General features: G+C 55.5%; 26 protein-coding genes and 1 riboswitch. Of the genes, 12 read left to right on the top strand and 14 right to left on the bottom strand.

Translation table 11 applies throughout. The features are described from left to right. The first annotated feature begins 75 nt into the window (after positions 1–75). Together MHZ89_RS14005 and MHZ89_RS14000 are read left to right on the top strand one after the other, a co-directional pair. Positions 76–996: a LysR family transcriptional regulator gene (locus MHZ89_RS14005; protein WP_311783493.1), complete on the top strand. Its 921-nt coding sequence runs from the start codon at positions 76–78 to the stop codon at positions 994–996. Between the two features lie 259 nt (positions 997–1,255). Continuing rightward, complete coding sequence (locus MHZ89_RS14000; protein WP_311783492.1) at positions 1,256–1,471, top strand: YdgH/BhsA/McbA-like domain containing protein; 216 nt, start codon at positions 1,256–1,258, stop codon at positions 1,469–1,471. Positions 1,472–1,891: 420 nt separating this feature from the next. Here MHZ89_RS14000 and MHZ89_RS13995 read toward each other — a convergent pair whose 3' ends face one another. Beyond that, positions 1,892–2,629, bottom strand: a complete 738-nt coding sequence (locus MHZ89_RS13995) for a CerR family C-terminal domain-containing protein (RefSeq protein WP_311783491.1) — start codon at positions 2,627–2,629, stop codon at positions 1,892–1,894. A gap of 295 nt (positions 2,630–2,924) precedes the next feature. Between MHZ89_RS13995 and MHZ89_RS13990 the strand changes: the two genes are divergently transcribed. Both MHZ89_RS13990 and MHZ89_RS13985 read left to right on the top strand, forming a co-directional pair. Further along, complete coding sequence (locus tag MHZ89_RS13990) at positions 2,925–3,158, top strand: YgdI/YgdR family lipoprotein (RefSeq protein WP_311783490.1); 234 nt, start codon at positions 2,925–2,927, stop codon at positions 3,156–3,158. Positions 3,159–3,171: 13 nt separating this feature from the next. After that, positions 3,172–3,399: a YgdI/YgdR family lipoprotein gene (locus tag MHZ89_RS13985; RefSeq protein WP_311783489.1), complete on the top strand. Its 228-nt coding sequence runs from the start codon at positions 3,172–3,174 to the stop codon at positions 3,397–3,399. Between the two features lie 651 nt (positions 3,400–4,050). Here MHZ89_RS13985 and MHZ89_RS13980 read toward each other — a convergent pair. After that, positions 4,051–4,485 (bottom strand): helix-turn-helix domain-containing protein, encoded by a 435-nt coding sequence (locus MHZ89_RS13980; RefSeq protein WP_311783488.1) that lies wholly within the window; start codon positions 4,483–4,485, stop codon positions 4,051–4,053. 791 nt (positions 4,486–5,276) lie between these two features. On the opposite strand from MHZ89_RS13980, the gene MHZ89_RS13975 reads away from it, so the two are divergent. The 3 genes from MHZ89_RS13975 to MHZ89_RS13965 all read left to right on the top strand — a co-directional run bounded on the left by MHZ89_RS13975 (position 5,277) and on the right by MHZ89_RS13965 (position 7,754). Next, positions 5,277–6,185 carry an ABC transporter substrate-binding protein gene (locus MHZ89_RS13975; protein ID WP_311783487.1) on the top strand — a complete coding sequence of 303 codons (909 nt, stop codon included), beginning with the start codon at positions 5,277–5,279 and terminating at the stop codon, positions 6,183–6,185. Positions 6,186–6,197: 12 nt separating this feature from the next. Further along, complete coding sequence (locus MHZ89_RS13970; RefSeq protein ID WP_311783486.1) at positions 6,198–7,517, top strand: NtaA/DmoA family FMN-dependent monooxygenase; 1,320 nt, start codon at positions 6,198–6,200, stop codon at positions 7,515–7,517. A 78-nt stretch (positions 7,518–7,595) separates the two neighbouring features. Continuing rightward, on the top strand, positions 7,596–7,754 hold the full coding sequence (locus MHZ89_RS13965; protein ID WP_311783485.1) for a hypothetical protein: 159 nt from the start codon (positions 7,596–7,598) through the stop codon (positions 7,752–7,754). On the opposite strand, the gene MHZ89_RS13960 is transcribed toward MHZ89_RS13965, so the two are convergent. From MHZ89_RS13960 to MHZ89_RS13920, 9 genes are all read right to left on the bottom strand, one after another. Then, positions 7,751–8,269, bottom strand: a complete 519-nt coding sequence (locus MHZ89_RS13960; RefSeq protein WP_311783484.1) for an O-acetyl-ADP-ribose deacetylase — start codon at positions 8,267–8,269, stop codon at positions 7,751–7,753. The genes MHZ89_RS13965 and MHZ89_RS13960 overlap by 4 nt on opposite strands. Before the next feature lie 70 nt (positions 8,270–8,339). Continuing rightward, positions 8,340–9,281 carry an ABC transporter substrate-binding protein gene (locus MHZ89_RS13955; RefSeq protein WP_311783483.1) on the bottom strand — a complete coding sequence of 314 codons (942 nt, stop codon included), beginning with the start codon at positions 9,279–9,281 and terminating at the stop codon, positions 8,340–8,342. 9 nt (positions 9,282–9,290) lie between these two features. Further along, positions 9,291–10,028: an ABC transporter permease gene (locus tag MHZ89_RS13950; RefSeq protein ID WP_311783482.1), complete on the bottom strand. Its 738-nt coding sequence runs from the start codon at positions 10,026–10,028 to the stop codon at positions 9,291–9,293. Then, positions 10,021–10,755 carry an ATP-binding cassette domain-containing protein gene (locus tag MHZ89_RS13945; protein WP_311783481.1) on the bottom strand — a complete coding sequence of 245 codons (735 nt, stop codon included), beginning with the start codon at positions 10,753–10,755 and terminating at the stop codon, positions 10,021–10,023. The genes MHZ89_RS13950 and MHZ89_RS13945 overlap by 8 nt, the downstream gene beginning before the upstream one ends. Then, entirely contained in the window at positions 10,752–11,720 is a 969-nt protein-coding gene (locus tag MHZ89_RS13940; RefSeq protein ID WP_311783480.1) for a HesA/MoeB/ThiF family protein, read from the bottom strand. Before MHZ89_RS13940 ends, MHZ89_RS13945 begins: the two co-directional genes overlap by 4 nt. A gap of 12 nt (positions 11,721–11,732) precedes the next feature. Then, the gene (locus tag MHZ89_RS13935; protein WP_271153304.1) at positions 11,733–12,491 is read right to left on the bottom strand and encodes a thiazole synthase; all 759 of its coding nucleotides are present in this window, start codon (positions 12,489–12,491) and stop codon (positions 11,733–11,735) included. A gap of 3 nt (positions 12,492–12,494) precedes the next feature. Continuing rightward, entirely contained in the window at positions 12,495–12,692 is a 198-nt protein-coding gene (thiS, locus tag MHZ89_RS13930; protein WP_311783479.1) for a sulfur carrier protein ThiS, read from the bottom strand. Next, positions 12,682–13,617 carry an FAD-dependent oxidoreductase gene (locus MHZ89_RS13925; RefSeq protein ID WP_311783478.1) on the bottom strand — a complete coding sequence of 312 codons (936 nt, stop codon included), beginning with the start codon at positions 13,615–13,617 and terminating at the stop codon, positions 12,682–12,684. Before MHZ89_RS13925 ends, thiS begins: the two co-directional genes overlap by 11 nt. Positions 13,618–13,758: 141 nt before the next feature. Further along, positions 13,759–13,878, bottom strand: a riboswitch (TPP riboswitch). Positions 13,879–13,919: 41 nt separating this feature from the next. After that, positions 13,920–14,870 (bottom strand): DMT family transporter, encoded by a 951-nt coding sequence (locus tag MHZ89_RS13920; protein ID WP_311783477.1) that lies wholly within the window; start codon positions 14,868–14,870, stop codon positions 13,920–13,922. A 599-nt stretch (positions 14,871–15,469) separates the two neighbouring features. Between MHZ89_RS13920 and MHZ89_RS13915 the strand changes: the two genes are divergently transcribed. The 4 genes from MHZ89_RS13915 (at position 15,470) to MHZ89_RS13900 (ending at position 19,300) form a co-directional block, all read left to right on the top strand. Next, positions 15,470–16,363: an SDR family oxidoreductase gene (locus MHZ89_RS13915; protein WP_311783476.1), complete on the top strand. Its 894-nt coding sequence runs from the start codon at positions 15,470–15,472 to the stop codon at positions 16,361–16,363. A gap of 83 nt (positions 16,364–16,446) precedes the next feature. Next, complete coding sequence (locus tag MHZ89_RS13910) at positions 16,447–18,288, top strand: glycoside hydrolase family 15 protein (protein ID WP_311783475.1); 1,842 nt, start codon at positions 16,447–16,449, stop codon at positions 18,286–18,288. Continuing rightward, the gene (locus tag MHZ89_RS13905; RefSeq protein WP_311783474.1) at positions 18,285–18,812 is read left to right on the top strand and encodes a VOC family protein; all 528 of its coding nucleotides are present in this window, start codon (positions 18,285–18,287) and stop codon (positions 18,810–18,812) included. The genes MHZ89_RS13910 and MHZ89_RS13905 overlap by 4 nt, the downstream gene beginning before the upstream one ends. Before the next feature lie 320 nt (positions 18,813–19,132). Further along, positions 19,133–19,300 carry a general stress protein gene (locus MHZ89_RS13900; RefSeq protein WP_103796973.1) on the top strand — a complete coding sequence of 56 codons (168 nt, stop codon included), beginning with the start codon at positions 19,133–19,135 and terminating at the stop codon, positions 19,298–19,300. Between the two features lie 306 nt (positions 19,301–19,606). On the opposite strand, the gene MHZ89_RS13895 is transcribed toward MHZ89_RS13900, so the two are convergent. From MHZ89_RS13895 to MHZ89_RS13885, 3 genes are all read right to left on the bottom strand, one after another. Next, positions 19,607–21,586: an autotransporter domain-containing protein gene (locus MHZ89_RS13895; RefSeq protein WP_311783473.1), complete on the bottom strand. Its 1,980-nt coding sequence runs from the start codon at positions 21,584–21,586 to the stop codon at positions 19,607–19,609. Positions 21,587–21,843: 257 nt separating this feature from the next. Then, positions 21,844–22,170 (bottom strand): gamma-glutamylcyclotransferase family protein, encoded by a 327-nt coding sequence (locus MHZ89_RS13890; protein WP_311783472.1) that lies wholly within the window; start codon positions 22,168–22,170, stop codon positions 21,844–21,846. 504 nt (positions 22,171–22,674) lie between these two features. Continuing rightward, on the bottom strand, positions 22,675–23,724 hold the full coding sequence (locus MHZ89_RS13885) for an NAD(P)-dependent alcohol dehydrogenase (protein ID WP_311783471.1): 1,050 nt from the start codon (positions 23,722–23,724) through the stop codon (positions 22,675–22,677). A 109-nt stretch (positions 23,725–23,833) separates the two neighbouring features. On the opposite strand from MHZ89_RS13885, the gene MHZ89_RS13880 reads away from it, so the two are divergent. Then, entirely contained in the window at positions 23,834–24,226 is a 393-nt protein-coding gene (locus MHZ89_RS13880) for a helix-turn-helix domain-containing protein (protein WP_311783470.1), read from the top strand. Positions 24,227–24,256: the final 30 nt, after the last annotated feature.

Here is a 24,256-nt window from a genome sequence, read left to right as displayed (position 1 = left end):
AGGAGAAGCTTAAGGGGGAACCGGATTGCTGATAAGATAGCCGCCACCCACAACAGCTATGCAAAGAATGCACAGATGCAGTCAGAAAAGTTTGCTGAGTTTTTGGGCGTGTTTGTTGATGTCGCGCGGGAGAACAGCTTCTCCGGCGCAGCCCGCCGGCGCGGGCGAACGCCCTCGTCAGTGGGGCGACAGATTGATGCGCTGGAAGCCTACCTTGAAACGCCGCTGTTCCTGCGTTCTACCCGCCACCTGACCCTGACCGATGCCGGGGAGGCGCTGCTGGTTCGTGCGCGCCAGATCCTGGATTCACTGGACGATGCCCGCCAGGAACTGGCCTCTATGAAAGGGGACGTCACGGGTATCCTGCGCGTGGCCTGTTATCCGACCTTCGGCAAGCGTTACGTCTTGCCGGTAATGGGGCAGCTTGCCCGCCAGTATCCGGATCTGAACGTCGAGTTGGATCTGACCGAGCGGATAGCCGATCCGGTGGCGGAGCGCCTTGACGTTGTTATACGCATCGGTGAGATGCCAGACAGTACGCTTATTGGCACGCGCATAGCGGTACAGACGCGCGTGCTGTGCGCCAGCCCGGCCTATCTCGCCCGGGCCGGAACGCCGCAGGTACCTGCGGAGATCGCGGCTCACCGGCTGATCGACAAACTGCATGGTGCCGATCTGCTGTGCTGGCGAGACGTGTTAGGACATCCGGCGCGCTGCAGTCATGCCCAGCCGGTGTTCGGGTGCGATGACTTTGAAGCCATGCGGCAGGCGGCTGTTGAGGGGCTGGGTATTGCCTATCTTCCCGACTGGGTGGCCGGGCCCGACATACAGGGCGGCCTGCTGACTCAGGTCTGTCCCGAATGGTCAGATGAGCCGGTAGCCTGTACGGGGATTTATGCGCTTCGTGCCTTACGAAACCCACCTGCGCGAGTAAGCATTTTTATGGATTCATTGCGGGCGTATATCGGACAGCCATTTATCTGGTCAACACGATAAAAGGAAGCCATTACGCTTGTGCTGGTGATGGCTCAAACCAGAGTAGCGACACTTTTTAGGCTGCTGATACTCCTTATGCCTTTATCATTAATTACTGACATGACGCTATTGAACAGGTTGTAAAACACGCCTATCGGTGTGATAGTTAGCACGATCACAATACCAGCATTTATTGTTAACTTGTAAATAGTCACCTTGGTTATCATTATCACATCGGAAGCAAACATGCTTTCACCCATACAAACCAAGGATTAAGACCATGAAAACTATCAAAGCAATGTCTATCGCAGCCGTCGCAGCCCTTTCACTTATGTCAGCAGCCAGCTTCGCGCAGAGTATCTCTGCTACTTCCAGTACGCTGGATGGCGCAGAAGCTAAAATCGCCGCTCAGGCTCAGCAAGAGGGTGCTCAGTACAAAATCACTGAGGCCAACACCAATAACCGTGTGCACATGACTGCTGAACTGTACAAATAAGAGACGGTCGCAACAAAAGAACCAGAAGAGGTCGCCCAGTGGGCGGCCTTTTTTTATATCAGGAAGAGAAAAGCTGTAAAGAGAGTGTTAGCTATGAGCGAACATAGCTATATCTTGTCTAAAAACTAATTGAGCCTATAGAGCAACTGGGTGAACTCAGATGTAATAGAGTCAGAAACTTCTATGTTCAATCCGCTCATGGTGACACGCCGTTTGCCGGTAAAATCATGTCATACCTTACGGAACATCAATCCCACTCGCCATATGTTTCATTGTGCAACGATAAGACAAATGACTTTTGATTGAATGAACCTGAATGCCGGTAGTATTCATATCAAAGCATAAGGCTCTGAACGTCACTTCTGGCACAAAGCGGACGCTAAAATCCAGCATGATTTCTGCTGCATTTTTCACGTTGAGCTAAGAACCCGCCTCGACTGTCATATCAGATAAGCCTGCTTCCTGATGCCATTTAGTCAGCATTGTCATGCTGTGCTCACGGGTGATAGCTTTCAACATCGTCAGACGCGCGTCATCAAACTGAGCCCATTTAAGCTGCGTCAGCATGGTGTTTTGCATGGCGTATGTCATTGCGACCTGGCCGATAAGGGAAACTGTCCGCAGGCGGGTGATTTCTGCGCTGGCAGGCTGTTGGGTAATGCGTCCGATAAGTTGAAAACCGGCCTGGAAGATTTTGTTCCCGATTACCTCCTCCATTAATGTGAAAGCCTGTTCTGGCCCATCGCCCATCTGTAAGCGGGCATGAAATAGCTGCTTAGCGGGCGTGTTTTCGCTGCCGGTAATGCGGTCAAACATGGTGTCGATGAAGGTGCAAAAAAGCATCTTACACTCATCGACATTGAGATTTTCGGCGGTGTTTTCTATGCGCTCAAGAAGCGGCTGGAAGAAGACATAATTTTCATTAGCCAGTGAATCGGCACAGGCGAGGTAGAGTCCTTCTTTGTTATCAAAGTAATAGCGTAACGCAGGTGTGTTCACCCCTGCTGCCGTCGCAATTATCCGGGTTGTTGCCGTCTTAAATCCCAGTTCGCCAAAAATTTCGATTGCGGCATCAATTATACGCTGGCGCGTCTCTTCTCCACGGTGGTATCCGTTTTCTGTTGAATGCCTTAAGGGCTTTACTTTTTTTTCCGACACGCCGCGCCTCCTGTTAATTGAAAGCACATTATAAGCATGTTGATTAGTACGTAACAATGGACTTCACTTTTCAGGTAACCGTGACGGATACAGTGAAGATTGCATTTAAATCTTTCCAGATAGATCTACAGATAAATCTCATTTTCATTTTAATCTAACTGTCAATTCTGATTCAGATGCCGCTTTTTTGCATAACGTGCGCTACATAGCTCTTAATCATTCATTCGGAATAAAAAGAAACTATGATTAATAAGTCGATGCCAAAACAACTTTTGCTTAAAAAAAGGATAGCCTTATGAAGAAAACCAAGCTGGGGGTATTTATTCTAGTCACAGCCATTGCATCTGCCATGGTTGGCTGCTCATCAAATCAAGCTATCAGAACAACTGACGGGCGCACCATTGTGACAAACGGGAAACCGCAGATTGATAGCGATACTGGCCTTGTATCTTACAAAGATGCCCAGACAGGCCGGACAGAACAGATTAATCGCGACAAAATTACAAACATGAGTGAGCTGGATAATTAATAAGGGGCTATTTATGAAAAAAATGATTTTTTCTGCAGTTGCAACAGTGATTGTTCTTTCAGCTCTGACGGGTTGCACACGGACAAGTTATGCTATCCATACTCTTGATGGTCGCACTATTATTAGTGACGGTAAGCCTGAAGAATCCAATACAGGAATGCTGGGCTACACCGATGCCAATGGTGTCAAACAGCAAATCAATAAGCAAGAAGTTAAGGTCGTATCTGAAATCCCACACTAAATATCAAAAGCCGCTAATGCGGCTTTTAATTTTTCAGGTGATCCAGTACAAGATTAAGTCATTCTAACTTAAGCAGAATAAAACCCTGATTCCTGTAACCAGTAGTAATTACAGGAAAGCCTGTCTGGCGCGCCAGACGTTGCAGGATAGACCCTAACATCAGCGTGCCGCCAGCGCCGGAAAATTTATGGGTGAAGTAGTTAAACTATAGAGGCAAAGAGGCGTTAAAAAAAGAACGATCGGCGTAGACAGATAAATATGTTACGTCTGGCTTCTCACTCCCCTTCAATAATATCAAAATTCAGGATAATTTAATCACCCTTTCATTCATCATTTTAAATCCTGACACAACAAGAACAATATTTAGCCTATAGCATCCTGCATTTCTTTGTTAACCATCAGAGGAAACAGAGGTGATAGAATAAAAACTTCAAGCTTAGAACTGGCGTAATTCAACTTATTTATCCGGCATAATACTTACAGCAAGAAGCACGAGCGCAATTTTAATTAAAGCGGTTATGTTTGATGACTGCATGACCACCCATTAATACTGGATTAATCTTTACAACAAACGTTAACATTTTCATGAAATTGATTTATTAGTTCTTTAAGTAAGCTAATTTTATAATCACCTTTAAATGGCGGCGTAAATCAGCATTCTGAAGAAGAAATAAGGTGCTCCAGATTAAATAAATTTACTGCTTCATGATTGCTTTTAACATACAAAGGGAACTGCATATTTGACATGTTCCACTCCCTGGCATTCCGCCACTGAACCGGGGGTTTGCCAAAATACTTTTTAAACGTTCGTGTAAAAGTCTGCTGTGAATCCCACCTGTAGGAAATGGCTATCTCAACGGGTGACTGCACAGTAGTTTTCAAGGCAATGGCGGCCATGGTAAGCCTGCGTCTACGGATGTAAGTCCCTAAAGTCATCCCGCTATAAAGACGGAACTGACGCTGCAAATACCACATACTGTAACCCGATTTATCGGCAACAGCTTTTAAACTCAGGTCTTTGTCCAGATTATTTTCGATCCAGCGGATAAGATCGTAAAAAAATAACCAGTTTCTGTTTACCTGCATGTGGTCCTCTTTCTCATCAGGCTGGTTTAATTTCATTAAATAATGGCGAGGTGTGCAAACCGTATAAATTTCAAGTAGGCAACACTGCTTCATACTGCGCTTACTTAAAAGTATACCAAGTGGGATAAAACGCAAACTTTTTTAACCTACACTCTGATTTTTTGTTGTTTAATAATTTTAAAACAACAAGTTATGCAATAACGAAACACAGACAATGTAAGTGCGAGCAGCCCTTAGATCATTTCTATCCGGTCTGTTAATAACCAAATAAATAGCAGGACGCACCTGTAAAATAATGCATTTAAAAGCGATTTATATGGAACTGAGAGGCTCATACGACTGAAGCCAAAAAGAACGATTTACAGACCAGTAATAATATCTGACCTGAAAGCGCCATTCCGCATTTATGGCTATGTCATAACACAGGTTTAAACCGGGAGGGCAACACCCGGACATCGAGCATAGCCGCAGTGTTATCCTTCAAAGAGCGGCGACCCCTAAGCATTAGGCTTCCGATGATTAGGCTGTATCTAAAAGAGAGACTCAAAGAATCACTGGCCCTGAAGGCATATTCGGGGGAATTTCTGGTTATTTAAGCAGCAGGCATCATATTCTAAAGGGACTAAAGCATAGCAGAGGGGAAATTATTAACCCATTGATTTATAATCAATAATAATTTCTCTTTATGCCCTCTTCTTTATTCTCTGCGCAGAAAACCTTTGCCGCATTTGTTATTACCTCTTTCACCAGAGAAAACTTAGTCTGATTTCTTTTTCACCGGGAAATCAGAGATGAAAATGCTAGCGTTAACGCTGTGCCTGGCCGCTTTTGCCAGCCAGGCGGCGGATACCGAACTGATAGTTGGCGATCAAAAGGGCAATGCGCGCGCCGTTATGGAAGCGGCGGGTGAACTCAGTAATCTGCCCTATAAAGTGAAATGGTATGAATTTCCTAACGCCGCGCCGCTGCTGGAGTCGCTCAATGCCAGCCATCTGGATGCCGGTCTGGTGGGCGACGGCCCGCTGTCGTTTGCCGTGGCGTCGGGCGCAACACTTAAAGCCATACAGGCATCGCAATATCTGGGCAATGCCATCATCGTAAAAAAAGGCAGCACCATTAAAAGTGCTGCCGATCTGAAAGGTAAAAAGATCGCCACGGTGAAAGGCTCCTCTGGACAAAACCTGGTTTTTAACGCCCTGAACAATGCGCACTTGCCTGCCGACAGCGTGCAGTTTGTCTTTACCACGCCTGCCGAAGCGACGCTGGCGCTGGATAGCGGCGCGGTAGACGCGGTCGCCACATGGGAGCCGTATGTCTCCTTTGCTGTCGCCCAGTCCGGGGCGGTCATTGCGGTAGATGGCGATGCCTTCCCGGTGTCCAATTACCTCGTAGCAACCGATCGTGCCATCGCGGATAAACGTACAGCGCTACAGGATTTTCGGCAACGGCTGATCCGCGCGCGCGAATGGGGCGTAGCCCATCCGCAGGCCTATGCAGAGGGCATCGCGAAGCTGCTGCGCCTGCCAGATACGGTAGCGCTGAACAAGGTGAAGCGCGAAAACAACGCGCCGCTAAGCGATGTGGCGACGGTGCAGCAGCGCCAGCAGGCCGCTATCGATACCTTTGCCCAAAGTGGCCTGATCAAGCCCGGACTAAGAGCCGATGCGATGATCGACGCCAGCTTTTTTCGCCAGCCTTAAGGAGTGAAAATAATGATGAACATCGCGCTCTATCTTGACGCAGGCATCCATCAGGGCGGCTGGCGTCACCCGGAGGCCGTCTCCAGCGGCGGCACGAACTGGCCGCTGTTTCGCCGCATCGCCCAGCAGGCTGAAGCGGCAAAGCTCGATATGATTTTTGTCGCCGACAAGCTGGCAATTGATGATATCTACGGCGGCGACCTCAGCGCCACGGTGCGCAGCCGCCCGCAGGGCTGGTCGGAACCGCTGACGCTGCTTGCCGCGCTCGCGGCGGTGACTGATCGCATCGGCCTGGGCGGCACCGTTTCGTCTTCCTATTCGCTGCCCTACACTACCGCGCGACAGCTGGCGAATATCGACCACCTCAGCGGCGGACGTGCGGCATGGAACCTGGTCACTTCGGTCAGCGACGCCGAAGCGCGCAATTTTGGCCGTGACAGTCACTATTCCCACGCCGAGCGCTACGCGCGCGCCGCTGAGTTTATTACGCTGATGAAAAAGCTGTGGGACAGCTTTGACGATGACGCCATCGTGATCGACAAAGCCAACGCGCTATTCGCCCGGCCCGATGGCTTTCGCTATCTCAACCACCATGAAACCTTCTTTGATGTGCGCGGGCCGCTCAATATTCCGCGTCCGCCTCAGGGCTATCCGGTCGTGATCCAGGCTGGCGTATCCGAAGCGTTTATCGATCTGGCGGCGCAGCACGCCGAGGTTCTTTTCGTGGTGCAGCCGGATCGGCAGCGCGCGCAACGTTTTTACCAGACGCTGAAAAGCAAAGCGCAGCAGCATGGCCGTACGCCGGATCGACTGCGCATTCTGCCTGGCATCGTGCCGGTGCTGGCGGAAACGCGCGCCGCTGCGCAGGAAAAAGATCGCTATCTTAAGTCGCTGATTACCGCCGAATCGGCGCTGAGCTTTATGTCCGCCAGCATGAATCACGATCTGGCGCAGTATCCGCTGGATAAGCCAGCGCCCGATTTGCGCGACATTATTACCGGCAGCAAGGGACGCTTTCAGTATGTGATTGCGCAGGCGCTTGAGGAGAAGCTGACGCTGGGCGAGATGGCGGTTCGCTATGCAGAAAGCCTCTCTTTTCCTTCACCGGTCGGCACGCCGGATGATGTGGCGGCGATGATGATCGAGTGGTATCACAGCGGCGCGTGCGACGGTTTTGTCGTACTGCCGACCTATCTGGAAGCGAGCGGCAATCTGTTTCTTGAGGAAGTGGTGCCGCGTTTACAGCGCGCCGGGGTGTTCCGCACCACCTATCCAGAAGGCACGCTGCGCGATACCCTTGGGCTGGCGCGTCCGGAAAATGGGCTGAGGTGAGTTTTTAACAGAAGTGTAAATCGGCTACCGCCGCTGCTGCTGGCATGTTAAATAAGGCTTTTTTATCGGGAGTCAGGCATGACAGCATACTTACTGGTTTCACTGATGGCGCTGTGCGTCGCGCTGGGTTTCTTAATCGCAGGGGTTAAGCGCCAGCAGAAAAATCTGCTGACGCGCGCGGGCGTCTATGCCGTTGTGGCCGTGGCGGTGCTTATTTATGGCGTGGCGATGGGCTAGTTAAGCAGGCCGGCATAAATCTCAAAATTTTCTTCATCGAAGCAGACAATTTTTACCTCTTCCAGCATCGGGTTATCCATCAGCGCGTCGCGAATCGCCTCAAGGGCGATTTCGGCCGCTCTTTTCTTCGGAAAACGGTAGATGCCGGTGCTAATGCTGGGAAAGGCAATCGTCTTGATACCCTGCTGCTGCGCCAGCCTGAAACAGCTCTGGTAGGCGCGCTTCAGCAGTTCAGCCTCGTTCTGACTGCCTCCATTCCATACCGGACCAACAGTGTGAATGACGTAGCGCGCAGGCAGTTTTCCTGCGGTGGTGATCACCGCGTCGCCGGTATGGCAGCCGCCCTGACGGTTACGGATAACTTTACACTCCTCTACGATTTCCGGCCCGCCGGCGCGATGAATCGCGCCATCCACACCCCCGCCGCCGAGCAGCGAACTGTTCGCTGCGTTAACGATGGCGTCCGCGTTAATTTTGGTGATATCGCCAGCCACCAGCGTGATCTTCTCTTGCATCTTTCGCTCCTTGTTCTTTTCCTTAAGTCTAGTCGCGTCAGATAAAAGAAGATGTGAACAAACGCCAGCGTTACTGCGTCGGCAACGAGTAGCGCGACAGGGGCGCGACTTGATCGATAAGTTTGTTGTCCAACATATAGTGGGCAAAAGCCTGATAGCGCGCCTCATCGAACCTGCCGGCGTCGCTGGCGAAAAGCGGCAGCGTCGCCTGCCAGGCCTGGTGATTAAGCGGCGTATTCAGCTCTGGATAAGCCTTAATAAAAGCCTGCCAGACCGCTTCAGGATGCGCGCGCAAATAAGCTACGCCCTCGTTCAGCCCATGCAGAAACTTGCCGATACGCGGGTCGGTCGCCGCCGTACCGGCGTTCGCCAGTACGATCAGTTCGTCATAGGCGGGAACGCCATGCTCTTCCGGTTTAAACGTCAGGGTCTCTGCGCCCTGCTGCCTGAGTTCCAGCAGCTCATAATTGCGATAGATGGTCATCGCGCCGTCGATTTTATGGCTGAGCAGCGCCGAGGCGGCATCCATATTCAGGTTAATCAGCTTAACCTTGTCGATATCTAGGCCTGCCGATTTGAGCATGGTCTGTATAGCGACATCTTCAAATCCCGGAATGGCGTAACCAAGCGTTTTCCCCTCAAAATCCCTGAGCGTCTTGATATTGCTGCTTTTGAGAGTGGTAAGCGTATTAAGCGGCTGGCCGATTAGCGTGCCGACGCGGATCACCGGTACCCCTTTATCCACCAGCGTATAGAGCTGCGGCTGGTAGCTTACGGCGAGATCGGCTTTGCCTGCCGCCAGCAGCAGCGGCACTGAGGCGGAGTCCGCTGGCGCGATCATCTCCACATCCAGTCCCTGACGCGCAAAGGCGCCGCTCTCTTTGGCGGCGAAGATCGCCGCATGATTAGGATTAACGAACCAGTCGAGCAGCAGGCGTACCTTCTGCGCCGCCTGTGCGGGCGCGGCCGCAGCCATCAGCAGCGCAACCAGCATCAGCATTACTTTTTTCACAATTATTCCTTATGCAGAGTAAAGAAAACGACGGCGCAGCAGCGCGACGCCGCCCGATAACAGCAGCGCCAGCAGCATTAACAGCGCCAGCGCGGCAAAACTGAGCGGCGTATCCAGACGCGCGCTGGCATGCATCATCAGGTAGCCGAGCCCTTCGCTCGCGCCGACCCATTCGCCAATCACCACGCCGACCGGCGCGAGAATGGCTGCCATTTGCAGACCGGAAAAAAAGTGCGGCAGCGCCGCGGGCCAGCGCACATGCAGAAACTGTCGCAGCCGCGAGCGGTTCATCGTCTGCGCCAGCTCCAGCCAGCCGGGCGGCGTGCGGCAAAGGCCGTCAAACAGCGACAGGCAGAGCGGGAAAAAGATAATCAGCGCGGCGACCACCACTTTCGACGCGACGCCAAAGCCAAGCCACAGCACCAGCAACGGCGCCAGCGCGAAGACGGGAATGGTCTGGCTGGCGGCGACCAGCGGAAACAGCAGACGGCGCAGCAGCGGACTGGCGGACATCAGAATTGCCAGCGCCACGCCAGCGCCGCCGCCCAGCAGCAGCGCCAGCGCGATCTCTCCGAGCGTATAGAGCGCGTGATGCATTAGCAGCGCATGCTGCTGAAGCAGCGCCTGCCCCACCGACTGAGGCGAAGGCAGAAGAAAAGCGGGTACGCCGCTGTGGCGTGCCAGTTGCCATACGCCGCCGATCACCGCCAGCAGGTAGGCCAGGCTTAAAATACGATGTTTAATCATGACTGAGCTGTTGTAAAAGCTGGCTCTGCGCCTGCAATACCGCGCCATCCTGCGCAGCGCGCGGTACATCACCGTCGGGCGCGGGAAAGGCGCGACAGCGCAGCGGCGCGTCATCCAGCAGGTAGATATCATGCGCAAGGCGGCACGCCTCAAGCGGATCGTGCGTGACTAACAGCAGCGTTTTGTCGCGTAACACGCGGGCGGTCAGGCTTTGCAGCCGCAGCTTGGTCATGACGTCGAGCGTGGCGAACGGCTCATCCATCAGCACCACCGGGCGATCCTGATAGAGCGTGCGCGCCAGCGCGACGCGCTGCCGCATCCCGCCGGAGAGCGAGTCAGGCCGCGCGTCGCCCAGACCGGCCAGCTCAACCTGCGCCAGCAGCGCCTCAGCGCGCTTGCGGTCGGGACGCTGGCCATTGAGCCGCGCGGAGAGCGTCACGTTGTCGCGTACCGACAGCCAGGGATAAAGCTCGTCGCGCTGCCCCATCCAGGCGATGTGCTGCGACAGATCGCCCGCCAGCGAGCTGCTTATCTGTCCTTGCTGGGGCGTTAAAAGCCCTGCCGCCAGCCGCAGCAGGGTACTTTTGCCTGCGCCGCTGCGCCCCAGCAGCGCGCTGGTTTTTCCGCCGCGCAGCGCCAGGCTAAAACGTTCGCAGATCGGCTTGCTGTTCCAGCCAAACGTCACCTCTTCAAAAGCAATGTCGGGGCCATACAGCATCAGGCTCATCCCTGATTCGCCGCGATAATCGCCAGCGGCATGACGCCGCGCTGCGCCAGCAACGACGCCGCTTTCGCCGCGCGAATGCCGCTGGCGCACACCAGCACCACGCGCCGACCGGCGGGCGGCTGCCACGCATCGATCGCCTCCGGCAGCACTCGCTCAACCTGCGCCGCCACGCTGTGCGGCGCTTCCTCCCGGCTGCGCAGCTCGACGATACAGTCGTCCGCCTGCAACAGGTCGCGGTCGATAAAAGGAATGGCGGGCTGCGTCGGCTCCTCCGCGTCGTCAAAGCGAAAGGCGCGGAAATGCCACTGGCTAAAGTCGCAGTTCACCAGGCTGCCGAGCGGCGACGGCGTTAATCCCAGCAGCACGCTGAGCGCCATCTGCGCCTGCATCGCGCCCAGCGTCGCCACCGCAGGCCCCATTACGCCAGCGGTGTTGCAGTTAGCGGCAGACGAGGGCAGCTGTGGAAACAGAGCGCGATAGCCAGGCGCGCTGCCGCAAAAACCGCCGACATAACCCTGCCGACCCAGCACCGAGGCGCTGATCAGCGGGATATGTCGCGGCTGACAGGCGTCGGACAGGGTGTAGGTTACGGCGAAGCTGTCCGCCGCGTCGATCGCCAGGTCGATCCCCTCCAGCGCCTTGTCGACCGTACTGGCGCGCAGCGCCTGCTGTCGCGCCTCCGTTACGCAGTCGCGGTTGCGCTCGTTCAGCGCGCGCGCGGCGCACAGCGCTTTTGGCTGGCCGAGGTCGGCGGTGGTAAAGAGCGTCTGACGATGCAAATTGTGCAGTTCTACTGTGTCGTCGTCCCAGATGCGCAGATAGCCGACGCCCGCGCCCGCCAGCAGCGGCAGCAGCGTCGATCCCAGCCCGCCTGCGCCCACCACCAGCACGCGCGCGGCGCGGAGCCGCTGCTGCCCCGCTTCGCCGATTTCCGGCAGCATCTGCTGCCGCTGATAACGATTCATTCTCTTGCCCCGTTAGCTAAACTGCGCCAGGCCAAACACCGGCGTTGAGGCAGCGGCCATCTCGCGCCGCTCCATCAGTCCTGCCTGGTGCGCCGCATGTCCCGCGCGGATAGCGCCCGCAAAGGCGCCCGCCATCGCCACCGGATCCTGTGCTTTCGCGACGGCGGTGTTGAGCAGGATGGCGTCAAATCCCAGCTCCATCGCCTGTGCCGCCTGGCTCGGTGCGCCAATACCCGCGTCGATCACCAGCGGCACGTCTTTAAACCAGGCGCGGAAGCTGCGTAACCCCTCGATATTGCGCAGGCCCTGACCGGAACCGATAGGCGCCCCCCAGGGCATCAGCACCTCGCATCCCGCTTCCAGCAGCTTTTCGCCGACGATGAGATCTTCAGTGGTATAGGGAAAGACCTGAAAACCGTCCGCGCAGAGAATGCGCGCCGCCTCTACCAGCGCAAAGGGATCGGGTTGCAGCGTGTCGGCGTTGCCGATCACCTCCAGCTTTATCCAGGGTGTGTCGAAGAGTTCACGCGCCATATAAGCGGTTGTCACCGCCTCTTTGACGCTGTGGCAGCCAGCGGTGTTGGGCAGCACGCGGCGGTTGAGCTGGCTGAGCAGATCGCGAAACGCGCCGCCCTGACTCCCTTCTCGCCGCAGGCTGACGGTAATAATTTCGGCATCAGCGGCGCAGATCGCCTGCTGCAGAATATCGGGCGACGGATAGCCAGCGGTGCCGAGCAGAAAGCGCGAGCGGGGAACAAATCCGTAGAACATGGTTCAGCCTCCCTGCATCGGCGATAGCACTTCCAGCCGACATCCCGCTTCCAGCCGCTGGCTCTCATACTGCGAGCGCGGTAAAAACTGACCGTTAAAGGCGCTGGCAACGCAGGCGGCGTCAATTTTTCGCTCCTGAAGCAGCGCTGCGACATTCGCCGCCTCGGTTTCTACTAGCTGACCGTTGAGTTCAATTTGCATGATTCGACTCCTGACTAAGCAGTTGCATTAGCTGCTGCGCCATGGCGGGCGCAAGCAAAAAACCGTGGCGGTACATACCGTTAAGCGAGAAAACGCCGTCGCGGTAGCGCACTTCTGGCACATTATGGCGGTAGGCGGGACGTCGGCCCGTACCGCTCTCGACAATGCGCGCCTCCGCCAGCGCCGGGTGAATCGCCCAGGCGGCGCCGAGCAGCTCCATCATGGCGCGGACGCTGATCGGGCTGGCGTCGTCGCTCTCAACCATGGTCGCGCCGAGCATAAAATGCCCGTCGGCGCGCGGCACCAGATAGCAGGGAAAGCGCGGATGCAGCAGCCGGATCGGCCGGGAAAAATGGAGTTCTTCACATTGCAGGATCAGCATCTCGCCGCGCACCGCGCGCAGTTCCGGCTGGCGATCGGCGGCGTGAATGCCGCGACAGTCGATAAGGGTTCCGGCTGGTTTGCCGGCGTGAAAGGCGACGCCGCGCGCCTCAAGGCTGGCGCGCAGCTGGCGCAGCGCGTCGCGCGGATTAAGATGCGCTTCATCAGGGAAAAACAGGCCGCGCGCAAAGCGTCCCGCCAGCTCAGGCTCAAGCTGCGCGGGATCGGCCCACTGGTGCTGACGCGTCATGCGGGCGAAGCGCGTCAGCTCCGCCGTATCGCGCGGCGAGGCCACCACCAGCGTGCCCTGATGCGCAACACCATCGACCCGTTGCGACCACCACTCCGCGGCGCGCTGTCCCAGTTCGACAACCTGTTCAGGGGCGCTCTCCCCTTCGCAAAAAGGTGCCAGCATCCCGCCCGCCCAGTGCGACGCGGGCGTCTCGTCGCTGACGATCACCTCAACCGTTTCGCCCTGCTCAGTCAGCAGCGTGGCGACGCATAATCCGGCGACGCCGCTGCCGATCACAGACCAGCGGCTCATGGCGCACACCTGACAAAGAAAGCTGTTTGAAAAAGATAACGATTCACGCAGGCCTCGATGTTGACGACCCGTGATACGTGAAGGGAAAAAGCGTGAGCAAAGGGGTAAGCTCGCGCGGCAGGCATCTCAAAGGGGAAAGCATCAGTGAGATACGAGTCTTCCTACGCCAGTATCAACTGGGTCAGGTTCAAAGGGTCGCTAAACCGCGCGCTGCGCTATTAGCCTCTCAGTCTCTCTGGCGAGACTCCCCCGACGGCCATTAGTTGTAGGGCAACTGACTGTCCGGCGTCAAGTGCGATGTGTCAGTCAGTCGTTAAATCGGCGGTTTCACTGCGGGTAGTTAAGGCCAGCGAAGCGGCCCGACGCCGATGGCGTCGTTCACTCAGGACAGAGTAGATGCCGGCGAGCGCCACCATACTGGCACCGATCAGAGTGATATTTTCGGGCAAGGTATGCAGAAAGATCACGCCAATGATTACCGACCAGAGCAGCGAGCTGTAATCGAAAGGCGCCAGCAGCGAGGCGTCGGCGTAGCGCATGCTCAGCGTCAGCAAAATTTGCGTCAGGCCGCCGAAAAAGCCGCAGCCCAGCAGCAGAAGGAGCTGTTCGCCCTGTGGTAAACGCCAGCCGAACGGCAGCGTCAGCAGTGAGGTTGCGCCTGTCATTGCGGTAAACCAGAAGGCGATCGCGCCCGGCTTCTCCTTACCGCTCAGGTAGCGGATTTGAATCAGCGCGCCGGCCGTACAGATAGCCGAGAGCAGTGCCAGCAATGCGCCGACGGATGAGGCCAGGCTGGCTACGGTGAGAGGTGACGGGCCGCTTAACGAGAGGTGCCCAGAAAGCATGATCAGGATGCCGACAAAACCGGCCAGTACTGACAGCCAGCGGTTAAGACGCACTTTTTCGCGCAGCACCACGGCCGCGAGCAGTACGGTGAACAGCGGCGCAGCATAGTTAATGGCCGTGGCGTCGGTCAGCGTAATATACATCAGCGACAGATAGCTGAAGTACATGCTGCATGTACCCGCCAGGCCGCGGCCAATATGCCCTTTAACATTGCGGGTTTTAATCCCCTCCAGGATGCCGCCCTGATATTGCAGCCAGACCAGCAGCGGCATTATGCCCACCAGCGAGCGAAAAAAGATCACCTCGCCGACCGGCAACGCGCCCTCCAGACCTTTTACGCAGGCTAGCATCAGCGTGGAGCTGAGCGTCGCCATAATTTTAAGTGAAATTCCCGTCGACGCGCTCACGCCGCGCTCCTTATTCCGCCGTTTCAGAATGTGAGCGCTCAGGTTAACGCAGACGCGCTGCGCAGGCGGCGGGAAACCGCAGTAAATACAGCGTATTCTGCCTTTATGGGTCAGGTGTACAGCATAATTACGCGCCCCGCCTCTCTCTGTATCGATTGAGAATGAGCTGAAAGTTTATGTTCCATTTTGTTAACACAGAAAAATTTATTTCCCACTCCTGCCGCTTTACCTGACGTGCCATATAGCACACGGACCCCACACTAAAAACAGGTCAATGCTTACCTTTATTAAGACGCAGAGACAAAAAATGAAATATACTTAACACATTGTTTGGGATAGAGTTATTTTGGACGCATCGTTTTAAGCCGATGAAAAACTCAAGTAAAAAAAGGTTATATAAAAGTTTTATCATGTCGCCTGATAAATAGGCGGTTCGAAAAAATCTCTCCGCTCGAAGTTAAACATCAAAAGCCGTCTTATTATTAATAACCATCCCGCAAATGGTGGGTTTAATAACCGTCTGGTTAATTTGAATGTGACAAACTTCACATATGTGCCAGGCTTATTATCATCCGAAAACGATGTGCAAGGAGCTAAGCATGACTACCCAAAACGACAAAACACTCGTCCCGGTTGAATTTCCAAAACCGTCATTTCCGGAACAGAAACAACCTGTGCCCGGTCTCGCCAGCAAGATGGATCCGGTTCCGGATCATGGGGAAACCACCTATCGCGGCACCGGCCGTCTGACCGGACGCAAAGCGCTGATTACCGGCGGCGATTCCGGTATCGGCCGCGCTGTTGCTATCGCCTATGCCCGTGAAGGCGCAGACGTTGCGATTAACTATCTGCCAGAAGAAGAGTCGGACGCAGCTGAAGTTATCGAGCTGATTAAAGCCGAAGGCCGTAAAGCCATCGCTATTCCTGGCGATATCCGTGATGAAGCCTTTTGCCAGTCGCTGGTGAAGCAGGCTGTCGAGCAGCTGGGCGGACTCGATATCCTGGTAAATAACGCTGGCCGTCAGCAGTTCAACGAATCGATCCGTACCCTCTCTACCGAAGACTTCGACGCGACTTTTAAAACCAACGTCTACGCCATGTTCTGGATCACCAAAGCGGCGGTTGACCACCTGCCCCGCGGCGCATCCATTATCAATACCTCGTCGGTACAGGCCTATAAGCCAAGCGATATCTTGCTGGATTACGCGCAGACTAAAGCGGCCATCGTCGCCTTTACCAAAGCGCTGGCTCAGCAGCTGGGCGAGGAAGGCATTCGCGTAAATGCGGTCGCGCCGGGCCCTTACTGGACTCCGCTGCAGGTATGCGGCGGCCAGCCGCAGGAAAAAGTTAAAGAGTTCGGTGCCAGCGCGCCGCTGGGCCGTCCGGGCCAGCCGGTTGAAATCGCGCCGCTTTATGTCACGCTCGCCTCGGCCGAAAGCAGCTACACCTCTGGTCAGGTCTGGTGCTCGGACGGCGGTACCGGCACGCTGTAACACCCTCTGTTCCTCCCAACTGGTCGCCCTGTGCGGCCAGTTTTTCGTCTGTAGATAACGCGTTTCAGACAAGGATGCTTCTGATGAAAAACGGTGATTACGCCTCGCCTGTACGCGAGGAAGGATTTGCAGGTCTTGGCGACTACGCAGCAATTGGCGAAGGACGCTCTGTCGCGCTGATTGCCCCTGACGGTGCTATCGACTGGTGGTGCGCGCCGAATCTTGATTCGCCGCCGCTGTTCGATCGCCTGCTCGATCCAGAGATTGGTGGCTTTTTTGCGCTGACGCCTGTTCAGCCCTATCGCATGCAGCGACGCTACCGCGATGAAAGTAATGTGCTGGAAACCTGCTTTACCACTGATGAAGGCGAAGTCCGACTGACGGAATCCCTGAACAGCACCCTGGCGGGCCGTTTGCCCTGGAGCGAACTGGCGCGCCGCATAGAAGGCGTACGCGGCAGCATGACGCTCAGGCTGCATTTGCGCTTCGGCACCGTTGCCGAGACGCGTTCGCCGTGGATGGGCAATACCACCCAGGGCAATGTATTTCATATCGGCGACATCATGGCGATGCTGCGCACCAGCGACGACGTCAAGATTACCCATATGGATGACGAACAGGTGATTGCTGAGATTACCACGCAGCAGGATTCTCGCTCGCTGGTGGCGCTGCTGATTACCCAGCGCGAGCCGCTCGCGGTGCCAGACCTTGAGGCTATTGATACCCGTATCGAAACCAGCCATATCGCCTGGCAGGACTGGTGTAAGAGCCTGAGCTATGAGGGTGAATACAAGGTCCATGTTAAACGCTCGGCCCTGTCGCTGAAATTTCTCTGGTACTCCCCTACCGGCGCGCTGGCTGCGGCGGCCACCACTTCGCTGCCCGAAGGCATCGGCGGCGAGAAAAATTACGACTACCGTTATGCCTGGGTGCGGGACGCCTGCCTGATTATTAAATCTTTCGTCTATCTCGGCGCGCTGGAAGATTGTAAAGCGGCTTTCTCCTGGCTGTCGCAGACCATTATGCGCCACGGCGTCGAGATACGTACCTGCTATACGCTGGAGGGCGATATCGTGCCGCCGGAGCGCTATCCGGCGCTGCGTGGCTATAAAGATTCACTGCCGGTGCGCGTCGGTAATAACGCGCGCGACCAGCGTCAGCTGAGCATGTATGGCGATATGCTCGCCACGGCGCAGCTGTTTATCGAAGCGGGCCACGTACTGGACTTAGGCACGTCACGCCTGCTGGGCCAGTTAGCCAATCACTGCGCCGATCGCTGGCGGCTAAAAGATTCCGGTATCTGGGAGCTGCCTGAAGAACAGCACTATACCCATTCGAAAATGGCGTGCTGGCTGGCGCTGGATCGCGCGGTTGCCATGGCGAAAGAGCGCCATATCGAACCGACCTGGATGGAGCGCTGGGAGCGCGAGCGTGACCGCATCAGCGACTGGGTTGAGAAGCACTGCTGGTCGGAGAGCAAGCAGGCTTATCTGTTCTACGTTGGCAGCGAAGAGAGGCTGGACGCCTCGCTGGCGCTGGTGCATCACTACGGTAACGCGGTAAATCCGGCGCGTATGCGTTCGACCTATGCGGCGATTCAGCGCGAGCTGGGCCAGGGTCGCGCCATGCTCTATCGCTACAGCGGCGTGGAGAAGGAGGAAAGCACCTTTATCGCCTGCTCGTTCTGGCTGGCGGAAGCCTGGGCCTCTCTTGGCGAGATTACCAAAGCGCGCGCCTGCATGGATGAGATCCTGGAGACGCTGTGCGACAGCGGCAACGTAGAGATCTTTAACGAAATGTTTGACGTTCGCAGCAACGAATGGCGCGGGAATCTGCCGCAGGGTCTCAGTCACCTTGCTTTGATTTGCGCCGCGCAGGCACTGACCTGTCATCAACATAATCAAAAAACTCAAGGAGAACTATGATGGCGACAAGAGGCATTGAGCATATCGGTATCACCGTCAGCAATATTGAGCAGGCGGAAAACTTTTTTATTAAGGCGCTCGATGCGTCGATACTCTACCGCGTCGTCCCCTGGCAGAAGAGCGAACAGCGTATCGGCGGCGATAAAATGCGTCCGGTGAACGGCTTCCCGCCGCAGTTGAGCGTGGTTGGCCTGTCGATGCTGCGTCTGGGAAATGGCTGTAACGTAGAGCTGTTCCAGCTGGAGCCTGGCATCGCCGACGATCTGGCGAATATTGGCCAGCCGGGCGTGAATCACTTCTCCATCTATGTTGATGATATCAACGAGACGGCGGAAAAGCTGAAGGCGCATGGCGCGCGCTTTTATGACGGCCCGAATGACTGTTTCGCTCAGGAAGAAGGCCCAGGGAATCAGACATGGTTTTGCCTGACGCCGTTTGGCGTGCTGATTGAGCTTATTACCCTGCCCTCGGCGCTACAGTATGATAGCGAAGCGACTCAGCCGCGCTGGTTGCCTGCTGAATAAGCGTTTTGTCAGACCGCGCTTCGGCGCGGCTGTTTTATTGCCAGGAATAATCTCAATCACTCGCAGTGGCAATAAGTCCTCTTTTTATTTTTCTGCGACAACCTGTACAAAGTTATTATTCCGATACAGCTTTAACAATATTCTCTTTTATTTCCAGCGGTTTCTGCTCGCCTGAATAATTGATTTTCCTTTATCCGCCACAGCCAGCCCATTTACCGCATCGCTTGCGGAATATAACAAGGGTTCTAATCTTTAAAGTGTAAGACGCACGCAGCCTTCAGATCGGCTGTGTTATATTCAACTGATGAAGAGGACCCATTATGGCTCAACATCGAGGCGGATCAGGTAACTTTGCTGAAGATCGTGAAAGAGCGTCAGAAGCTGGCCGTAAAGGCGGACAGCACAGCGGCGGTAACTTCAAAAATGACCGTGAGAAAGCGTCCGAAGCGGGCAAAAAAGGCGGACAGAACAGCCGCCGTGGCTCATAACCCTCTTACCTTACTACAGGTTCCCTGAGGGAGAGTCATTGCATAGCGTTAATAAAACCGCTATCGACTGCGCCGGGTTGTAAAGCCTGGCGCATATTTTTTGTCTTTCTGTTTTCTGTTAATTCTGCCTGTTCGATACAGATTACGCGTCTCAGACGATTACTCTTCCGCTATAAAAACAATTCCCAGCTATATCAATATTTAAATACTTAACGTCCTCTGGCATTTGCCGCCTGCTAAATCTGCAAATGATAATGCTGTCGCTGGTTTATATCAGGGCCAGCACTATGGCTGGCCCTGCGCAAGTTAAAAGGTCGCGTTCACCCCGATATTCCAGCTGACTTGATGTGCGTCGCGGTTACCACCGATGGCCGACACGCCAGCAAAAGCATTTACCGTTTCGCCCAGCGGCACGTTGGCGCCTACGGCGGCGTCCAGCCAGTTACTGTCGCGCGCGCCAGTGGTGCGACTGAAAGCGGTGCGGGTCGATTTCAGGCCTGCGGTGACCGTCGAGTCGGTGTCGCCAAACTGATGGTTGTAGCTCACCTGCGCCCAGGGATTGACCGGCCACTGTTGCGTATCAACACGCCAGCCGATAGCGCCGATTTGCGAATGGCTGGTCTGGTCGCTGTAACGCATTGAAGTACTGGTGTTACCCTGCTCGCGGTAGCCGCCGACGCGACCATAATCGAGCGCGTAGCTGGCAACCGGGCCGGTAGTGATATGCGCGCTGAGCGGCAGATCCCATCCGGTTTGTACCCGCATGCCGAGCAGCTTGCCGCCGGTGTTGCCCTGCTCGGTACGGGTTGCCGGGCCAATCTTCACGTCGCGCTGAATGTCGTCAAAATCGAGATCGGCATAGTGAAGATCCGCATTGATCCACGCCTGATCGCCCAGCTCAAGCTGGCTGTAAAGCGCCACAATATTGCCGCGCAGCCGGTAATCGTAGCGTGAGGAAGGCTCCTGCCGCTGGTTGGTATTGGAGAAAAGCACGCCGGTCTGCCAGTTATCCGTCAGCTGATACCCCAGACCCAGCGTAAAGCTGGCGGTAGTAGCATCGCCGTTGTAGTAAGCGTCGCCCTTATAATCCACGTGCTGACCGGCATAGCCGCCAAATACGGCAAACTGACCTGCGCTGCTGTTCTGGTGCCGCTGCTGTTGCAGATGGCCGTCGAGCGTGTTTTGCATATCGCGCGCCATCATCTGCGGCGCCTGCGACAGGGCGGCAACCTGGAGGGGCGCATCCAGAATCGACTGGATGTAGTCCGCTATCATGACGTGTACCGCGGGGCTGGGATGGAGTCGGTCGGCAAACAAATAAGCCTGTTCGCTGGAGAAGCCAGCCGCAGTAGAAACACAGTCATCCGCAGCTGTGCCAACCGGACAGGCCATGCCGATAGTATTGGTCAGTCCATAACGGGTCGGATCGGCAATCACCTCATTAAATAGGCCGGCGATATCGACGCGCACGATATTGCCGTTGAGCGCCGCCAGCCCCTCCTCTTCCTGCTGATTGTAGCCAGCCGTCAGCGAAGAAACTTCCGTACTCAGTGCCTGCCAGGCGCGATAAAGCTGCTCTGCAAGGGCGTCGCGTATGGCGGGGACTGATGAAACCTGCGCCGCTGCCTGAGTGAACGCGTTTCGCACCGCCTGCTGGCGTGATGCAGCATCGGGCGTCGCGGCGCTGTCGAGCGACTGAAAGGCGGCGGCCGTTGCCGCGCTGGAGGCTGACCCGAGCACTCTCAGCACCGTTAAAATCATATAGGGCGTTTCGCCCAGCTGCGGCGTGGTCGGCACGATTACCGCGCCTGCGCCCGCGTCCAGCAGCGTTTTGACCTGCGCCGTCGATGCCGCCGCGCTGGTAGCCAGCGTATCGGCTGCGGTGAACGGGTTGGTGACGGCAACGGCGACATCGTTCGCACCCACCCAGTGAATATAAAGCCCATTGCTGTCGGCGCGTCCGCCGGTCGAATTCAGATAGCCCGTGAGCTGATCTTCAGTGTTTAGAGTGGGAGCGAGACGGTGCTGTGATGTCGCGCCGCCCTGCGCATAATTGCTGCCGCCCAGCGTCGAACGCTGTAAATCCAGACCCAGTTGCGAAGCCAGAATCTCGTCGTAGAGCTGATGCTGCCCGCCATCCCAGGTAAAGCGGCCAATATTGCCGCTGTCGCTGAGGCTGTCGCCAAACACGGTAAGACTGTCCCACGCCAGCGCTGGCAGCGGCGCCAGTAATGCGCCGAGGGCAGTGAGGGCAGCGAGAGAACGCGCGTCTTTAGGGATTTTCATTATCGACTCCGGAAATCGCCAGGCTTTACTCGCCCGGCCGCAGTGTTTAACGACAGATGCGCTCACTAAAAGGCGCGCAGCTAAAAAGCGCCGCACCAGTGATGCGAACGTAAATAAAGTGTTAACAGAACGATTAAAAAATTAGTCAGAGAAAGAAGCTATTGCCACTATTTCGTAAATATTTTGTCAGGCGGGAGTTTAGGCGGAGCGGTAGATAAGTTGCTGTTGTGCCAGCAATCCCCGCTGGCACCTTTTTCTCAGGCGGGCTGAATCTGGTAAATCCAGGCAGTAACCCACTCGCCATTGTCAGTGTTCACTGTAACAGGCACGCGGTCGTAACCTGCTTCAAATTCATCCAGCATTGGCCAGTGCTGCGACAGGTCAGCAGACTGAAAGAGATAGCCACGTACAGGCGATCCCTGCGCATCCAGCTGGATCGCCGGGAATCCCTGCGCCGCGCCCCACCCCGATTCATGCAGAACGCCCTTCACCGTTCCCGCCAGCCATTCGCCGCCTATGTTTTCCAGAATATGCGCGTTTGAACGGCCCGGACATAAAGTGCCATAAACAAACAGCTTTTCCATTTGCTCCTCCCTTTAAAAATCAAAAGCCTGACTTTACCGATGCCGCCAGGCGATGTCATTCTCTGCTGTCCGTATGCACCTGCATTATTTAATGCAGGGTTCGATACCTCTCTGTTGAGACTGCTGCGGGGCAAAGCGGAAAACAAAATCCAGCGCGCTCTGACTGGCCTGCTGACTACAGTGAACGTTTCTCTCTTTAGTGGGCATTGCTGATTACAGTGAATGTTTGCGGGTTTCTCTTTTACGACGCCGTACAGGCTTGCTGATTACAGTCAATCTTGCTCTCGCCTCTGTGATATGCGCTTTGTGAGCCTGATTGTTTATGCGTCGAACGATTCCCGTATGAAATATGATCAAATCAGCCAGAGGTGAAACATTCACTGTAATCAGCCAGAATGTATCAGTGCAGAGGGGTAAGAAAGGGATTAGCGCCAGGCTTACCTGGCGATTTCAGGCTGAAATGCTTGAAAATCAAGGGGCTTATCATTAAGCCCCTTTTTGCTGTTACCAGTGCGTTTTTTTCACGTCGATAACGAAGCGATACTTCACATCGCCTTTTAACATCCGGGCGAAAGCCGTTTCAATCTCTTCGCCTGCAATCATTTCAACATCGGCAGTGATATTGTGCTGACCGCAGAAATCGAGCATTTCCTGCGTTTCGCGGATACTGCCGATGGAAGTACCGCTAATGCTCAGGCGACGAAATACCATCGGCGTAACGTTTGGCGCGGGATGCGGCTGGTCGGGAATGCCCACCAGCACCAGCTGGCCATTGGTTTTCAGCGTCGCCAGGTAAGGATCGAGATCGTGCGGCGCGGCAACACAGTCGAGGATAATATCCAGCGAGGTCTGGCAGGCCGCCATCTGTTGCGCATCGCGAGAGACGACTACCCGGCTGGCACCCAGACGACGCGCGTCTTCGCCTTTTTCTGGTGAAGTGGTAAACAGCGTCACCTCCGCCCCCAGCGCGCTGGCCAGCTTAACCGCCATATGCCCCAGCCCGCCCAGACCAATAACGCCCACTTTATCGCCCGGCTTTACGTTGTAGTGACGCAGCGGCGACCAGACGGTTACGCCCGCGCACAGCAATGGCGCAACGGCTTTCAGATCGAGGTTCTGCGGGACAGAAACCACAAAATGCTGATCGGTAATCACATGCTGAGCGTAGCCGCCAAAGGTCGTGCCGCCGGTATATTTATCTGTTCCGTTATAGGTTGGCGTGAAGCCCGCCTCACAGTACTGCTCTTCCTGCTGCTGGCAAAAATGGCAGTGACCGCAGGAGTCCACCATTACGCCAACGCCGACAATATCGCCCGTATTAAACTTCGTTACCTTCGCGCCGGTGGCTTCAACGCGCCCGACAATTTCATGGCCCGGCACCAGTGGGTAACGACTGACGCCCCACTCATTGCGCGCCATATGCAGATCGGAATGGCAGACGCCGCAGTAAATGATGGCGATCTTAACGTCGTCCGGTTGCAGCTCGCGCAGCTCAACCTGGCTCGCCGCCAGCGGTTGCGTCGCCTGTTGTGCGACCAGTGCGTTAATTTTCATATGTTCCTCCTGATGGCTGCCTGAAGCGGCAAAGAAAGCGGCCCACTATAGACAGCAGAGAACCTTATTGGTAGTAGTTACCTTTTGGTTACCATCGGGATAAGTCGCTATGCCAGCCTGGATTGACGGAAAGCTGATGTTCTTTGCGGATTCGCCGCCGCGTCGGCTACTGGATCTGTTTGCCGTAAAGTGGAGCACCATGGTGCTTCATGCCCTCTATCACTGGCCAGCGCATCGCGCACGCACCGGTGAGCTGCAGCGTAGCCTGCAAGGCATTTCAAAAAAAATGCTGGTGCAGACGCTGCGAGAGCTGGAACAGCGCGGACTGGTGTCGCGCCACGTATTTGAGGTCGTGCCGCCTAAGGTTGAATATGCGCTGACGCCGCTGGGTAAAATCTTTGCCGAGCCGATCGAGCAGATGTATCAGTGGGGGCTGGAGAATCAGGCCGCGCTGGATGAGATGGAACAGCGTCTTCAACTGGCGAAACAGCAGGAGAGTTAACAGATGACCCCGGATGGCTACATCCGGGGC

Source organism: Pantoea sp. ACRSB (assembly GCF_022346905.1).
Lineage (GTDB): Bacteria > Pseudomonadota > Gammaproteobacteria > Enterobacterales > Enterobacteriaceae > Pantoea > Pantoea piersonii.
Note: the sequence above shows the minus strand (reverse complement) of the source record. Positions and strands in the feature narration are given on the sequence as shown.

Coding starts and splice junctions, on each gene's coding strand:
- MHZ89_RS13900 (WP_103796973.1), top strand. CDS start 19,133: ATGGCTCAACATCGAGGCGGATCAGGTAACTTTGCTGAAGATCGTGAA.
- MHZ89_RS13910 (WP_311783475.1), top strand. CDS start 16,447: ATGAAAAACGGTGATTACGCCTCGCCTGTACGCGAGGAAGGATTTGCA.
- thiS (WP_311783479.1), bottom strand. CDS start 12,692: ATGCAAATTGAACTCAACGGTCAGCTAGTAGAAACCGAGGCGGCGAAT.
- MHZ89_RS13980 (WP_311783488.1), bottom strand. CDS start 4,485: ATGCAGGTAAACAGAAACTGGTTATTTTTTTACGATCTTATCCGCTGG.
- MHZ89_RS13885 (WP_311783471.1), bottom strand. CDS start 23,724: ATGAAAATTAACGCACTGGTCGCACAACAGGCGACGCAACCGCTGGCG.
- MHZ89_RS13975 (WP_311783487.1), top strand. CDS start 5,277: ATGAAAATGCTAGCGTTAACGCTGTGCCTGGCCGCTTTTGCCAGCCAG.
- MHZ89_RS13925 (WP_311783478.1), bottom strand. CDS start 13,617: ATGAGCCGCTGGTCTGTGATCGGCAGCGGCGTCGCCGGATTATGCGTC.
- MHZ89_RS13960 (WP_311783484.1), bottom strand. CDS start 8,269: ATGCAAGAGAAGATCACGCTGGTGGCTGGCGATATCACCAAAATTAAC.
- MHZ89_RS13950 (WP_311783482.1), bottom strand. CDS start 10,028: ATGATTAAACATCGTATTTTAAGCCTGGCCTACCTGCTGGCGGTGATC.
- MHZ89_RS14005 (WP_311783493.1), top strand. CDS start 76: ATGCAGTCAGAAAAGTTTGCTGAGTTTTTGGGCGTGTTTGTTGATGTC.
- MHZ89_RS13940 (WP_311783480.1), bottom strand. CDS start 11,720: ATGAATCGTTATCAGCGGCAGCAGATGCTGCCGGAAATCGGCGAAGCG.
- MHZ89_RS14000 (WP_311783492.1), top strand. CDS start 1,256: ATGAAAACTATCAAAGCAATGTCTATCGCAGCCGTCGCAGCCCTTTCA.
- MHZ89_RS13895 (WP_311783473.1), bottom strand. CDS start 21,586: ATGAAAATCCCTAAAGACGCGCGTTCTCTCGCTGCCCTCACTGCCCTC.
- MHZ89_RS13965 (WP_311783485.1), top strand. CDS start 7,596: ATGACAGCATACTTACTGGTTTCACTGATGGCGCTGTGCGTCGCGCTG.
- MHZ89_RS13915 (WP_311783476.1), top strand. CDS start 15,470: ATGACTACCCAAAACGACAAAACACTCGTCCCGGTTGAATTTCCAAAA.
- MHZ89_RS13880 (WP_311783470.1), top strand. CDS start 23,834: ATGCCAGCCTGGATTGACGGAAAGCTGATGTTCTTTGCGGATTCGCCG.
- MHZ89_RS13905 (WP_311783474.1), top strand. CDS start 18,285: ATGATGGCGACAAGAGGCATTGAGCATATCGGTATCACCGTCAGCAAT.
- MHZ89_RS13990 (WP_311783490.1), top strand. CDS start 2,925: ATGAAGAAAACCAAGCTGGGGGTATTTATTCTAGTCACAGCCATTGCA.
- MHZ89_RS13985 (WP_311783489.1), top strand. CDS start 3,172: ATGAAAAAAATGATTTTTTCTGCAGTTGCAACAGTGATTGTTCTTTCA.
- MHZ89_RS13945 (WP_311783481.1), bottom strand. CDS start 10,755: ATGAGCCTGATGCTGTATGGCCCCGACATTGCTTTTGAAGAGGTGACG.
- MHZ89_RS13935 (WP_271153304.1), bottom strand. CDS start 12,491: ATGTTCTACGGATTTGTTCCCCGCTCGCGCTTTCTGCTCGGCACCGCT.
- MHZ89_RS13970 (WP_311783486.1), top strand. CDS start 6,198: ATGATGAACATCGCGCTCTATCTTGACGCAGGCATCCATCAGGGCGGC.
- MHZ89_RS13890 (WP_311783472.1), bottom strand. CDS start 22,170: ATGGAAAAGCTGTTTGTTTATGGCACTTTATGTCCGGGCCGTTCAAAC.